This is a genomic window from Arthrobacter oryzae (assembly GCF_030812315.1).
Classification (GTDB): Bacteria; Actinomycetota; Actinomycetes; order Actinomycetales; family Micrococcaceae; genus Arthrobacter; species Arthrobacter oryzae_B.
The window spans coordinates 25622-39371 of the sequence record NZ_JAUSSM010000018.1; the positions used below are offsets into that span (position 1 = coordinate 25622).

Genomic DNA, 13750 nt, shown 5'->3' on the forward strand with positions numbered 1-13750 from the left:
ACGAGCTCGACGGCTTTGAGGTATCCACTACGAACCAAATTGACCGCGTCACGGCTTGTTTCCACCTCGAGTCCTTGCTCTCGCAGACGACGTGCGAGTGCATCGCCGCTAGCCGAAGCAACGCCTGACCTGCGAAAGCACGGCAAAACGCGTATGGACGGGTTCTCTCATCTGTTTGAACTCGTCCTACTTCACGGCCGATGTCGAGCCATATGTCGGCCGCAGATCCCGTCGGTGGCAGTTGACATGCCCATCGCCTGCTGGAGACTCTACTTGCTGCATCGGCATCAACTTCTCAGTACGAGATGTCCTTTCGTCCTGTCACAAGTTTGAGGGCGACCCGGTCTTAGTTGGTGAGGGACCGGAGGACAAGCAGCGCCGGTGGAATCCAAGATGACATACCGGCGCGCCTCAAGGAATCTTCAATTTAGGTATCTCGAGTGAATGGAATGTAGTGATGAAGTCTCAGGAACTGCACGTGTCGACGTCCGTGCTCGTCATTGGCACCGGAGGCGCCGGCCTCCGGGCTGCTATAGAGCTGGCGGAGCGGGGCGTCGATGTGCTCGCCGTCGGCAAAAGGCCCCGAAGCGACGCCCATACCTCGCTCGCAGCGGGCGGTATCAACGCCGCGCTCGGCACCATGGATTCCGACGACAGTTGGCAGCAGCACGCCGCCGACACAATCCTCGAAAGCTACCATCTCGCGAACCCCGAAATCGTCGAGATCGTCACCAAAGGGGCCGCGCAGGGTATCAGCGACCTGGAACGCTACGGCATGCCGTTCGCCCGCGAGGAAGACGGCCGGATCAGCCAGCGCTTCTTCGGTGCTCATACGTTCCGCAGGACCGCTTTCAGCGGCGACTACACGGGGCTTGAAATTCAGCGCACGCTTGTTAATCGCGCCGCCCAGCTCGACATTCCGATATTGGACGATGTTTACATCACGCGCATTCTCGTCACCGACGGTCGGGTCTTCGGTGCCTACGGCTTCCGGCTCTCGGACGGGACGCGCTATCTGATCCATGCAGACGCCGTGGTGCTCGCCGCCGGCGGACACACCCGCATCTGGCGGCGCACATCCAGTCGGCGTGACGAGAACACGGGTGATTCATTCCGCCTGGCAGTGCTCGCGGGCGGCCGCATCCGCGATCCGGAGCTGGTCCAGTTCCATCCGTCCGGCATTCTTGAGCCAGAGAACGCCGCCGGCACGCTCATCTCGGAAGCGGCACGCGGCGAGGGCGGTATTCTCACCAACGCCCTCGGTGAACGGTTCATGGCGAAATACGATGCCGAGCGCATGGAGCTCTCGACCCGTGATCGGGTCGCGCTGGCCTGTTACACCGAGATTCAAGAGGGTCGCGGCACACCCAACGGCGGAGTGTGGCTGGATGTTTCGCACCTGCCGCGGGAGATCATTATGCGTCGTCTGCCGCGTGTATACCAGACCATGCTCGAACTGCAAATGCTCGATATCACGACCACGCCGATAGAAATCGCGCCGACCGCACATTACTCCATGGGCGGCGTCTGGGTCCGTCCCGACGATCACAGCACTGATGTCGAGGGTCTCTACGCAATCGGGGAGGCATCCAGCGGTCTGCACGGCGCTAACCGTTTGGGAGGCAACTCGCTGATCGAACTGCTGGTCTTCGGAAGGATCGTCGGCAACGCCGCCGCCGAGTACTCGGAATCCCTCACCGCGCACGTACGCTCAGCGGAAGCGGTGGATGAGGCTCGAAAAGAGATAGATGACCTGCTCAACGCCAACGGCCGCGAGAACGTCCGCGTATTGCAGCGTGCCATCCGTGACACCATGACCCAGCATGCGGGTGTCGTGCGGAACGAAGAGGGTCTTACGCAGGGCCTCGCCGAACTCGACGGGATTGAAGCCCGCATCACCGAGGTGGGGGTGCATCCCGACATCGCCGGATATCAGAATCTTGCACACGCCTTCGATCTGAAGGCGGCCGCTCTTGCGGCGCGTGCGACGCTTGAAGCTGCCCGTGAACGCCGTGAAACTCGCGGCTGTCATAACCGCAGCGACTATCCGGATCTTGATCCAAGCTTGCAGGTGAACCTCGTCTGGTCTCCTGCTCGTGGTATCGAGCACGAAGGCATCGCGCCTGTATCGCACGAGATCGCGACCCTTATGCGTCAACCGGTCACAACCGCGGACAAACTCGTCGAGTGAATGAGGGTGCGGTGCGTCCCGATCGGACCTCCGCGTCACGAATCAATGGTTTGTCGATTCCCTCAGTCGAAGACCCTCTTACGTTCCGCCCCGGTGACGGCGCGGCCGGGCCGGACGTCAACCAAGAAACAACCTGCAGAGCAAGGGAAATAATTAAGAATTGGCATACCACTCTTACCGCCAGATTGCCCGGCGTCGTATGGCGTACTCGGCCCAGACTTCCAGGGCAAGGATCCATCTTTGGAGCAGTAATATTGGGCGCATGAGTGCCGATGCCGGGTCAGCCGCCGGATTAGAGACTGCGTCGACGATATTCGCGGAGGTCCGTCCTCGGTTGTTCGGGATCGCCTACCGCATGCTCGGAAGTGTCAGCGAGGCGGAGGACATCGTGCAGGAAGTGTGGATTCGATGGCAGACATGCGATCGCAGCACGGTTCGGAATGCGCCGGCGTTCCTGGCGACCACCGCCACCCGTCTTGCCATCAATGTCGGGCAGTCGGCACGCGTCCGTCGTGAGACGTATGTCGGTCCGTGGCTGCCGGAGCCCGTGGACACAAGCGCCGACCCTGAACTGGGCGCCGTCAATGGTGAAGCGCTCGAGTTTGCCGTGTTGCTGATGCTGGAAAAGTTGTCGCCGACCGAACGGGCCGCGTATGTTCTGCGGCAAGCATTCGACTACCCGTACGAGCAGATCGCGGAGATCATCCAACAGACAGAAGCGAATGCCCGCCAGTTGGTAAGCCGGGCGCGCAAGCGCCTTGCTGAGGAGAAACGCGCAGCGGTGAGCGTCAGCGAGCAACGGCGTCTGCTGGAAGCATTCCTGGCCGCGGCGCGAACCGGGAACCTGGCCGCGCTGGAGGCATTGTTCGCCGCGGACGTCGTCAGTTACTCCGACGGCGGCGGTAAGGTTCGGGCTTCCAAGTTCCCTGTTGTAGGACGGGAACGGGTCGCGAAGTACTATCGGGCGTTCGCGGCGCGCTTCTGGGATGGTGTCGATACCGAGCCCTTCATGGCTAACGGCCAGCCCTCGGCACGGCTGGCACGGGATGGGGTGGTGTTTGCGGTGGTGACTCTCACGGCGTCTGGGGATGGTATTGATCGGCTGTTGTGGACGATGAATCCGGACAAGCTCGCCGGCGTGACGAGGGTTGGCGGCTGACCTGTGGGCTTCCTGAACCGATCATGTGGCACCGCTATTGTCTGAGATTAGCCCGGCCCAGCGTGGTCCGCGGGTGCGTATGAGAGCCCGTGCGGCGGATGAACCGCACCGCCGTGCAAGCCAGCTGGAGCTGCTGTTCGATCTCACTTTCGTGGTCGCTGTCGCCAGCCTTACAGCGCAATTGGCGCACGGGATCGCTGAAGATCATTTAGCAGACTCGATCCTGCCGTTTCTGCAGGTGTTCTTCGCGATCTGGTGGGCGTGGATGAACTTCACCTGGTTTGCGTCCGCGTTCGACACGGACGATGCGTTTTACCGGCTGATGACGATGCTGCAGATGGGAGGCGTGCTGCTGCTGGGTGCAGGTGTGCCCGCGGCATTCAACGACAGTGACTATCTGGCGGTCACCCTTGGTTTTATTGTGATGCGCGTCGGTTTGATTGCCCAATGGCTACGGGCTGCGATTGAGGATCCGGCCAGCCGCCGGACGGCGTTACGATACGCGGTCGGGTTCGCGGTCCTTCAACTGGGGTGGGTCCTGCGGTTGGTGTTGCAGCAGGCGGGGTTGTTGCCGGGGCAGCTGCAGCTCGTCGCGTTCGTGATGCTCGCTATTTTGGAGCTTACCGTTCCGTTGTGGGCGGAACGGACAGGTCGCAGCAGCTGGCATCCGCATCATATTGCCGAGCGCTATGGCCTGTTCGCAATCATTCTGCTCGGCGAAAGCGTGCTGGCCGCATCGAATGGCGTGGCCGCTGCATTAAGATCCGGCGGCGTGAGCGCATATCTGATTGCTGTCTCGGCGGCCAGCCTCGCGCTGTTGTTCGCCCTGTGGTGGCTGTACTTCCTCCAGCCGGCGGGTGAGACATTGTCCAAAAATCGTGACAAATCATACCAATGGGGATATTGGCACTACGCTATCTTTGCGGCGTTAGCCGCCCTCGGAGCAGGCCTCGAGGTTACCATCACGCTCGCGCCGACGGAACGGCAGCCCTTGGCGCAGGCGTTTATCACTGGATACTGTGTCGCGATTCCGACCGCGGTTTTCATGGGGTTGTTGTGGGCGATTCACGCGTCGCTCACGACCCGGCCAGTCATTCGTTCGTCGGTGATATTGCCAGCGGTGGGGACGGTGCTGGTGATGCCGGCTAGCGTCAGTGCGATCGGGGTTGTCGGAGTGGTGGGCGGAATCGCGGTTGTGTGTGCGCTGGTCGTCGTGGTGACGGTATTGCAGCCCGGACAGAAGCGGGAAGCAAGCTGATCGGATCACGGACTCTGCCGTGTGGCACTTTTCGGCTGTTCCGAAAGTTGGCCCAGACAAGCTCCCCGGAGTTACGAAATTTGGCGCTGAAACTAGCATGCAATCTTCCAAAGGCTGTCACAGATTGATTTGGTACCCGGTCATAGCTGGTGGACGGAATGTCACTACATTCCGCTAAGCCATTATCGAAGGGAAAATCATAATGAAGATCGTTGTTATCGGCGGCACTGGCCTGATCGGCAAGCAGGTTGTGGAAATCCTAAGCAGTCAGGGCCATGAGGCGAAAGCGGCGTCCCCTTCCACCGGGGTGGATTCGGTGACCGGCCAGGGATTGGATGAGGCGATGGCGGGGGCGGACGTAGTTGTCGACCTGACGAACACCGCCGATTTCGATGAGAAGGTAGTCGTTCCCTTCTTCTCCACTTCATCCCACAATCTTCTCGCCGCCGAGAAAAAGGCAGGCGTGCGACATCATGTGGCTCTGTCCGTCGTTGGAACCGACCGTATCGGGGCAGTCGGCTACTTTGCCGGAAAGACTGCGCAGGAGAAGGCTGTTAGAGAAGGCGGGGTGCCGTACACCATTCTGCGCGCCACTCAGTTCTTCGAGTTCATCCCGATGATCGCTGACGCCGGAACACGCGACGGGTCGGTTTATGTGACAAGTCACCTGATGCAGCCGTTGGCTGCTGCGGACGTTGCTCGCATTGTGGCGGAGACGGCGGTCTCGCCTGCGATTGACGGCGTCCTTGAGATGGCGGGCCCTGAGCGCGCAGGACTTAATGAATTCGTGTCCCGGGTTCTCGCGGCCCGCAATGATTCCCGCCCAGTGGTCATTGACACCGAAGTCGGCTACTTCGGTATACCGATCGAAGAGACGAGCATCGTTCCTGTCGGTGAAACCCGCATCGGGGACATCACCCTCAAGGAGTGGCTGAACTTGACGCCATAGCCAGGACATCGGCTAGCTCGGCCTCAGCACGACTGCGGGCTGGAATTCACCGCGTTGAACCCGGACCCGGAGGCGGATGAGGCAATCTTGCTCAGGCTGTCACAGATTGTGTTGGTACCCGGTCATAGCTGGTGGATGGAATGTAAATCGCATTCCTTTACGCCACTTATCGAAGGGAAGATCATGAAGATCGTAGTTATCGGAGGCACCGGACTCATCGGGTCCAAACTGGTCAACAAGCTCGGCGAACACGGCCATGAAGCAGTGGCCGCTTCCCCTGACTCGGGTGTGAACACCCTCACCGGTGAGGGCCTCGCGGACGTGCTGCAGGGAGCCGACACTGTAGTCGACGTGTCGAACTCGCCCTCGTTTGAAGATGCTGCTGTGATGGACTTCTTTACTACCTCCACCCGCAACCAGTTGGCCGCGGAGAAGGAAGCCGGCGTCGGGCACCACGTGGCCCTGTCAGTCGTCGGCACGGAGCGCCTGGCAGAGAGCGGTTACTTCCGGGCGAAAATCGCCCAGGAGAAGCTCATCAAGGAATCAGGCGTCCCGTTTTCGATCGTTCATGCGACGCAGTTTTTCGAGTTCGTCAAGAGCATCGCACAGGCCGCGACCGACGGAAACACTGTTCGTCTGTCACCGGCTCTGATCCAGCCCATGGCCGCGGAGGATGTGGCCACCGCTGTTGCCCGTGCCGCCGTCGGAAGTCCACAAAATGCCACCATTGAGGTCGCCGGTCCCGAGCAGTTCGGTCTCGACGAGCTCATTCGCAAGGGCCTCAGTTTCCATGGGGATCCGCGCGAGGTTGTCACCGACCCCAACGCACGCTATTTCAACGCATTGCTCCAGGATCGCGAACTGCTTCCCGGCAGTGAAGCGACCATTTTCAACACCCGCTTCGAAGACTGGCTGAATTAGCAGTAGCCGGATCAAGCCGGGGTGTCCTTCACAGAAGGTTGAAGGGCACCCCGCTTCCACTCCGAACCATTTTCGATACAAGACAATACTTTCTGAAAGCAGACCGCCATGGGCCATCACATTCGCTTGAACCTTGCCGTACCAGCGGCATACAAGACCTTGCTGCTCCTTAACGACGAGTCCTCTACCGCGGCCGGTGTAGCAGGCCTGGAACCCCTCCTCATCGAGCTCGTCAAGATTCGCTGCTCCCAAATCAACGGCTGCGCGTTTTGCCTCAGAATGCACATCCGCGACGCCATCTCCCACGGCGAAACCCAGGATCGACTCGCGGTCCTGCCCGCTTGGCGGGACACCCAGTACTTCACCCCAGAAGAGCGACATGCCCTTGCCATCGCAGAGAGCACCACCATGATCTCCGACCGGCTGACCCTGCCGCAAGACGAAGTGGCAGCACTCAACGACGACCAGATAGCCGCAGTGGAATGGGTGGCAATCACAATCAACGCGTTCAACCGGGTGGCAATCTCCAGCCACTACGATGTCCGCAACTGACCTCGGGCATGCCGGGGTTCGGCTCGGGGAGTCGTCAGTGAACCAATCCAATTCGTGGTGGGGTAAGTGGATCATGAGGTCACGTGAAGCGTCCTGTGTACAGTGCGGCTGTCCATTTCGAGCTGTCCAGCTACGCCAACAATTCTCCGGGCTCGGGAATGATGAGCTCCGTCGCTACCGTTAGGTCCATACCATCAACGTGACACAGCCTGCGAAACCCGTAGCCGTAATTCCCTTAGAACAGCGGCCAGGGCACCGCCGACATCTCACCGCTCGGAGCCGGAAACCGCCCTGCCAAGCGCAACCGGGCGCAGCGCGCGGCGAGCGATGCGATTTCTTCGGCGCTGAGCAAGTCCGCCAGGTCTCGACCCAGCCCACCGTGCAGTCCTTCGCTGACACGATCGATGCCGTCGTGTTCCTCGGCGGTCAGAGCGTCTCCCAGCCATCCCCACAACACCGTGCGCAGCTTGTGGTCACGGTGAAAGGTGAGCCCATGGTCCACACCGTGCCGGTGTCCGTCCGTCATGGCCAGAATGTGGTCGCCTTTGCGGTCGGCGTTGTTGACGACCATGTCGAACACCGCCATGCGTCTGAGCGCTGGCGAGTCTTCGTGAACGAGGGCGAGCATCCGTCCGTTCTCATCTCGTCCCTCGAGAACGTGTTTCCAGCCCGTCTCCGGCACGTGGTCCGCCGCGATCAGGTTCACGGCGCTTTGGGCGGGGTCCTGCTCCTGCCAGAGCTGCACCATTCCTTCGCCCAGCGGACCATCGCGCAGCCAAGTCTGCGGCACGACGTCCCAGCCGAGGACCTGCGAGACCAGGTAGGCGGCCACCTCCCGCTGAGCCAGGGTGCCGTGCGGAAAATCCCACAGCGGACTTTCGCCTGTTATCGGCTTATAGACGACCACCACGTCGTCGATGCTGCCCAGAAATGTAGCGTTTGAAGCCGTAGTGAAGCGGCCGGTGAGCGTCAGCTCGGCGGTCACTAGGTCTGGTGCTGGCATCAGACCTCGGGAAGGGTGCAGGTGTGCCCGTCGGCGTCTATGGGGTAACCGCAGAGCGAGCACGTCGGACGCCCGGCGCCCACGATCTCACGGGTGCGCATGGCGAATGCGCGGGCGGTGCCGACTGGCATTCGCACCAGCAGCATTTCGGGCTCGTCAGCGCCGTCCTCATCAAGCGATTCGTCGTCATCAACAGCGACATCGGTGATGGGGTAGGCCTCTACTACGACCTGGGCCGTGGTTGGGTCCCAACCTAAGCTCATGGCTCCGGCGCGAAACTGCTCCTGAACGGCCTCGAGCTGATCATTGTCGACAAGTTCAATGGGAGTACTCGTGGGAACGCTGAAGGGGTTGCCCTCGACGGTAATGAGCTGGTCGAGAATTTCGTCGATCTTCTCCGCGAGCAGAGCCGACTGCTGCTTCTCCAGGGCAATACTCACGATCTGCGTCCCTGCCCGCACCTGCAGGTAGAAAGTGCGCGCCCCCGGAAGTCCAATGGTGCCAACGACGACCCGATCAGGCCAGGCAAACTCGTGAACACGTGTAGGCATGTCAGTATTCTAGGCACATGAGGTTCATGGCGCCTTTTGCCCTGCACCGCCGCCCACCGGCGCATCGCCGGAATGGATGCCGTTCGACAGCCACGACAGATCACCCGCGTCGGTGTTGGTCGCGTAAACGCTCGGCCGACTAGCGCCGTAGCGCACGATCGATACGGAGGCGGGGCCCACGTTAATGCGCTGGAATAGGTCAAGGTGCATGCCGAGCGCGTCGGCAATGATTGACTTGATGATGTCACCGTGACTCACCGCCACCCACGCGGCCCCTGGCCCGTACTCGGCTTCGAAGGCTGCATCGTGGCGTCGAATCGCTGCCACCGACCGAGCCTGCATCGCGGCCATGGATTCACCGCCGGGAAAGACGACGGCCGACGGTTGCGACTGCACAACCGGCCACAAATCCTCGGTCGCGAGATCACTGAGCATGCGGCCCTGCCACTGGCCGTAATCGCACTCGGTGAGATCGAGATCGACCGGCGCGTACAGCGAGCCAGCCTGGCGATCGAGGATGAGCTGGGCGGTCTCCTGACAACGCTCAAGAGGGCTCGACACCACCCCGACTACTGGCACGGCCGCGAGCCGGTCTCCGGTCAGAGCCGCCTGGTCGCGCCCGACCTGGTCCAAACTGACTCCGGCCACCCGACCCGCCAGCAGTCCAGTGGCATTGGCTGTGGTGCGGCCGTGCCGCACGAGAAGAACTGTCGCCATCCACCCAGCCTAACCATCCGCTCGATGTCGGTGTGAACCGTACCGGGTCGCGCGTCGAACAGGCAGATAAAGCACTGGCGGAACCCTTCAAGCACGCCGACGCGCTCAAAGCCGCCCAGACGGACTCGGCACGCATTGACCAGCTCATGGCCTGCGCAGCAAAACGGGAAGAATCCCCGGTTGAACTCGACCCCCCGCATGGAGGATGTCCTGTACCGGGCTTGAGGTCTTCATCGGATTTCGCCGGCATCAGTACCACCGGTGCAGCCATCGCCGCCGCAGGCTACGGCGCACGCATGGTCCAAGTGGGGTGCCCGCCGAGCGCAGTCGGGGTTCGTGCTCACTGACCTGATACGGGGTGTTCGGGTGGTGCCTGAGGGCGAATCCAAATGTCGATATGTGGCATGACACCGCCCCAGATTGCGACGCTGGGCAGCGGCCTATCTTTCGCCGGCAGCATCTTCCCTGCGGTGTAAAAGAGAAATCCGTAAGTCACTGTACGGTCACCATGAAAAATCAAGATTCGACTTGGGCCGTTAATCCAAACCCAGAAGATGTTGCGTCCTCGCTGACGTTGTCCACAGTGCCGTGATTTGGTTCGAAACCTTTCCCTGGGATTGCTTGAGCGGCGTATTGCGCCTTGGCCGGAGGGACACCAGCGTCGGCCGTTACAGGTGGCGTCCGTATGTGAAGAGAAAGCGGGGGTGTGCACACCCCCGCTTGATCACCTTGCCCGGCCCCGTAGAGCAGGTGCGATTTGGTATCGGTCAGCCGAGGTCCGGGATCAGCAGGACCTTGCAGGCGTCCCCTGTGAGGAGTTCTACGGCTTCGTCGATCTGGCTGAGTTTCATGCGGTGGGTGATGAGCCAGTCGAGTTCCAGCTTTCCGGAGTCCAGCAGCAGCAGGCTTTGTTCCCAGGTTTCCCAGAGCCGGCGGCCGAAGATTCCGCGCAGGGTGATGCCCTTCTTATTGATGTGGGCTGCGATATCGACTTCCGCCGGGCGGCTGGGGTGCCCGACAGTGATGACGGTGGCTTCGCGGCGGACGGCTTCGAAGAGGGTTGCAAGGGTGCCGGGGGCTCCGGAGCATTCAAAGGCGACGTCGAAGCCGCCGCGGCGGCCGGTGAGTTCGCGGCAGCGTTCGACGATGTCGTCGTTGGGGTGGAGCGCGGTCGCGCCAAGTTTTTCGGCCTGGGCGCGGCGGTAGGGATTGGGGTCGACGGCGATGACGTGGGAGGCTCCCATGAGCAGTGCCAGATTCACGACTACGAGGCCGACCGGTCCTGCCCCGCTGACGAGCACGGCCCGTCCTGCGACGGAGTAGTCGGCCCGCTGGATGGCGTGGACTGCGACGCCGGCGGCTTCGAGCAGGGCGCCGGATTCCAGGGACAGGCCGGTGGGGAGTTTGACGCAGATGTCCTGGGGGACCGCTGCGTATTCGGCGAAGACACCGTCGATGTGCATTCCGAGGATTCCGGTGCGTTCGCAGGTGTGGGCGTCGCCTGTGCGGCAGGGGAAGCATTGTCCGCAGGTCAGGTGGCTTTCGAGGGCGACCTGGTCGCCCACGCTGAGCCCGGTAACGCCGGCGCCGACTTCGACGACGGTGCCTGCGCCTTCGTGGCCCAGGATGACGGGGAGGTTGAGGTTGAAGGCCTGGGCGGAGGGGGTCCATTCGTAGAGTTCCCGATCGGTGCCGCAGAGGGACGCGGCCCCTACCTGGATGACGACTGACCCTTCTGTGGCTTTGGGGTCTCCGGCGTCGGTGACGTACTTAACGCCTCGCTCGGCCGCGTTTTTGACTACTGCCCGCATGGGGGCCGCCTTTCGTTGGTTCTGGTGATGGGTGGAGCAACTGCTTGTGGGTATTAGTCAGCGGTTTGGCCGGCGAAGCGGCGCAGGATGTCGGTGGGACCCACCTGGCCGCCCTTGAGGACGAGCCGGCAGCCGGCGACGGCGGAGGCGCCGTCGGCCTGCAGGATCGGCCCTGCCGTGACGAACTGATCCGAGACCCGGAGCTGGCGGACACCCATGGCAATGAGTGCATGGCTGGAGGTATCGCCCCCGCACACTGCGATGTCGCGGGTGAGGCCGGCGCGGGCCATCCTGGCGGCGATGCCGCCGATCAGTGCACCGACATAGCCGGCGTCCAGTGGTGTGCCTGCTCCGTAGCGTGGATCCGCTGCGCCTCGGGTGGTGTGAACGACGACGTTGCGGCCCGACCGGAGCGCAACCGAGACCCGCTCATCGAGGGCTGCCACGGCCGCCGGGTCGTGGCGTTGCAGCAGCTCGGCAGGAACGGGGACGTCCTCCCAACCGTTGGTGAGGGCGTCATTGATCTGCTCTGCTGTGGTGCTGGACGCTGAGGCACTGACGGCCAGTACGGGTCCCGACGGCCGCTGCGGTCCGGGGGTGCGCGGGGCGTGTTCGGAGACGGACCGTGCCAGTGCTGCCATGATGCCGCCGGATCCTACGACGATGGAGGGCCCGTGGCCGTGCTCTTCGCGTGTCAGTGCTTCGGCGACGGCGTCCATGTGGTGTTCGTCCACGGCATCGACGACGAAGGCCTGCGCGCCGAGGTCCCGCCGCCGGTCCGCCCAGGCGTCTTTGAAGGTGCCGTTGTCATAGGCGGGCAGGTGGATCGCGTCCGGTTCCTGGGCGCTGCCGAGTTGTTCGGCGAGGACCTGGCGCAGGTCGGCTTCGGCCATGGGGGTGGACGGGTGCCGGGACATGACGGGGTGGCGGTCCAACCGGTAGGTCTTGCCGGCGTAGGTCGCGTAGTGGTTGCTGAAGGCGGTGTAGCGCCCGAACCCTGGCTGGGCCGGGACCACGGGGATTGGGCCGTGGAGGGGATACTGCTCGTGCAGCAACTGGATGCCGCGGCCGATGCTGCCGACGGTGGTGGAGCTGTCGAAGGTGGAGCAGACTTTGTAGAGCAGCACCTCCAGGTTCAGTGGTGCGATGCCGGCGAGATCCCTGCGTACCAGGTTGTCGAACGCTTCCCCGGCCAGGGACCTGGAGGGTCCGGCGATTCCGACGACGTCAGTGTCCGTGGGCAGCGGTGCGTCGCCGATGACGAGGACAGCTTCCAGGCCGTAGCGGTGGGACTGGGCAAGGACGTCGGCGGCTCCGGTGAGGTCGTCTGCGACGAAACCGAAAGCGGGCATGTCAGGCACCTTTTCTGAAGGTTTGAACTGCGTGCAGGAGTGCATTGTCCCCGGTTTGGGACTGCTTTTCCGCTGCCGACTGGAGGGGTACGCCGTCCACGGCCGCTTCCCAGGCCTGGCGCAGGCTTCGCACCCCGGCGCCGGGGCCGTCCGGGTGGGCGGCGACGCCGCCGCCGGCGAGCATCATCAGGTCTGTGGAGCCGACGGCTTCGAAGGTGGGTCCGGGGGTGGTGACGTTCTGCCCGGAGGACAGGACGGGCAGCGGGGCGATGGTCTGTCCGAGGGGTTCGAGGAGGCTGCGGATGTTCGCGGCGACCTCTTCGTCGAGTTCGTAGAACTTGCTGCCGAGTCCGCTGGCGTGCAGGTGGTCGGCGCCGGCGAGGCGTGCCATCTGCTGCCAGACCCGGTAGTCCATGCCCAGGGCTTTGGACCGCATCGAGGCCGCCAGGCCGGCCCGGTGGCCGTGGATCGGTACCTCGGTGAAGCTGCGCAGCAGGGCCAGGGCGGGCAGGCCCATCACCGGGATGTTCAGCATCACGCACCGGCCGCCGGCTCCAACGACCAGGTCGTGGCGCTTGCGCAGTCCGGCAAGGTCGCCGGTGATGTTGAAGGCGTACATGGTGGAGTGGCCGGTGACCTGCTCGGCGGCGCGGATTTCCTCGGTAGCGACCGCGACCCTGCGTTCCAATGGCAGGTACGCGGGGTCGGTCATCAGTTCGTCGTCTTTGATCAGGTCGATGGAAGCCATCGCCAGGTCGCGGACTACGAGCCGGAATTCCTCTTCGGAGAGTCCGACGTTGGGCTTGACGATGGTGCCGACCATGACGCCCTGAACGTCGCTGATGAGCTTTCGCGTCCCCTCGATCCCGAATGCCGGGCCGGGGTGGGCGGAGACGAAGTCCTCGGGCAGTGCTATGTCCTGCAGCCGGCAGGCGTAAAGGTCGCCCAGTTCGAAGAGGTTGCCGGCGATGGCGGTCTGCAGGGTGGCCAGGTCCGTCCCGACGTTCTCCATGGGGAAATCGACCGTGACAAGGGCCGCCCGGACCTTTTCCGGGGTTGCCCGGGACGGCAGGGAGGGCCGGCAAAAGCCGAGCTCCTGAACGTCCGAGATGCGCGCGGCGTGCCGCTCCCGGATACGGGCTGACTCACCGGGTACCGGCAGGAACGTGCCGCTGGACTGCTCGCCCGCCATGATGGCTGCGGCCTTCTCGGGGTCAATCTCGGACTCAAGGTAGTAGGTGCAACGCACCGAGCGCGGATCGCGCATGGATTCTCCGTCCATAAAA

Annotated in this window: 12 protein-coding genes; 6 read left to right on the forward strand and 6 right to left on the reverse strand. The window is 62.8% G+C overall.

Annotation, left to right across the window (positions count from 1 at the left end; all coding sequences use genetic code 11):
- The first annotated feature begins 457 nt into the window (after positions 1-457).
- The 6 genes from J2S97_RS22180 (at position 458) to J2S97_RS22205 (ending at position 7030) form a co-directional block, all read left to right on the forward strand.
- Entirely contained in the window at positions 458-2191 is a 1734-nt protein-coding gene (locus J2S97_RS22180; RefSeq protein WP_307052094.1) for an L-aspartate oxidase, read from the forward strand.
- Positions 2192-2453: 262 nt separating this feature from the next.
- A complete protein-coding gene (locus tag J2S97_RS22185; protein WP_307052095.1) occupies positions 2454-3350 on the forward strand; it encodes an RNA polymerase sigma-70 factor in 897 nt (298 codons plus the stop codon).
- A gap of 37 nt (positions 3351-3387) precedes the next feature.
- On the forward strand, positions 3388-4608 hold the full coding sequence (locus J2S97_RS22190) for a low temperature requirement protein A (protein WP_307052096.1): 1221 nt from the start codon (positions 3388-3390) through the stop codon (positions 4606-4608).
- A 202-nt stretch (positions 4609-4810) separates the two neighbouring features.
- Entirely contained in the window at positions 4811-5557 is a 747-nt protein-coding gene (locus J2S97_RS22195; RefSeq protein WP_307052097.1) for an SDR family oxidoreductase, read from the forward strand.
- 183 nt (positions 5558-5740) lie between these two features.
- A complete protein-coding gene (locus J2S97_RS22200; RefSeq protein WP_307052098.1) occupies positions 5741-6478 on the forward strand; it encodes an SDR family oxidoreductase in 738 nt (245 codons plus the stop codon).
- Positions 6479-6586: 108 nt separating this feature from the next.
- Positions 6587-7030, forward strand: coding sequence for a carboxymuconolactone decarboxylase family protein (locus J2S97_RS22205; RefSeq protein WP_307052099.1), 444 nt, complete (start codon positions 6587-6589; stop codon positions 7028-7030).
- Between the two features lie 235 nt (positions 7031-7265).
- Here J2S97_RS22205 and J2S97_RS22210 read toward each other — a convergent pair whose 3' ends face one another.
- The 6 genes from J2S97_RS22210 to J2S97_RS22235 all read right to left on the reverse strand — a co-directional run bounded on the left by J2S97_RS22210 (position 7266) and on the right by J2S97_RS22235 (position 13731).
- On the reverse strand, positions 7266-8033 hold the full coding sequence (locus tag J2S97_RS22210; protein ID WP_307052100.1) for an SCO1664 family protein: 768 nt from the start codon (positions 8031-8033) through the stop codon (positions 7266-7268).
- A complete protein-coding gene (locus J2S97_RS22215; protein ID WP_307052101.1) occupies positions 8033-8584 on the reverse strand; it encodes a DUF3090 domain-containing protein in 552 nt (183 codons plus the stop codon). Before J2S97_RS22215 ends, J2S97_RS22210 begins: the two co-directional genes overlap by 1 nt.
- A gap of 24 nt (positions 8585-8608) precedes the next feature.
- Positions 8609-9301, reverse strand: a complete 693-nt coding sequence (locus J2S97_RS22220; RefSeq protein WP_307052102.1) for an MSMEG_4193 family putative phosphomutase — start codon at positions 9299-9301, stop codon at positions 8609-8611.
- Positions 9302-10068: 767 nt separating this feature from the next.
- Complete coding sequence (locus tag J2S97_RS22225) at positions 10069-11112, reverse strand: alcohol dehydrogenase catalytic domain-containing protein (RefSeq protein ID WP_307052103.1); 1044 nt, start codon at positions 11110-11112, stop codon at positions 10069-10071.
- A gap of 53 nt (positions 11113-11165) precedes the next feature.
- Positions 11166-12464 carry a four-carbon acid sugar kinase family protein gene (locus J2S97_RS22230; protein ID WP_307052104.1) on the reverse strand — a complete coding sequence of 433 codons (1299 nt, stop codon included), beginning with the start codon at positions 12462-12464 and terminating at the stop codon, positions 11166-11168.
- A 1-nt stretch (position 12465) separates the two neighbouring features.
- Complete coding sequence (locus J2S97_RS22235) at positions 12466-13731, reverse strand: RuBisCO large subunit C-terminal-like domain-containing protein (protein ID WP_307052128.1); 1266 nt, start codon at positions 13729-13731, stop codon at positions 12466-12468.
- Positions 13732-13750: the final 19 nt, after the last annotated feature.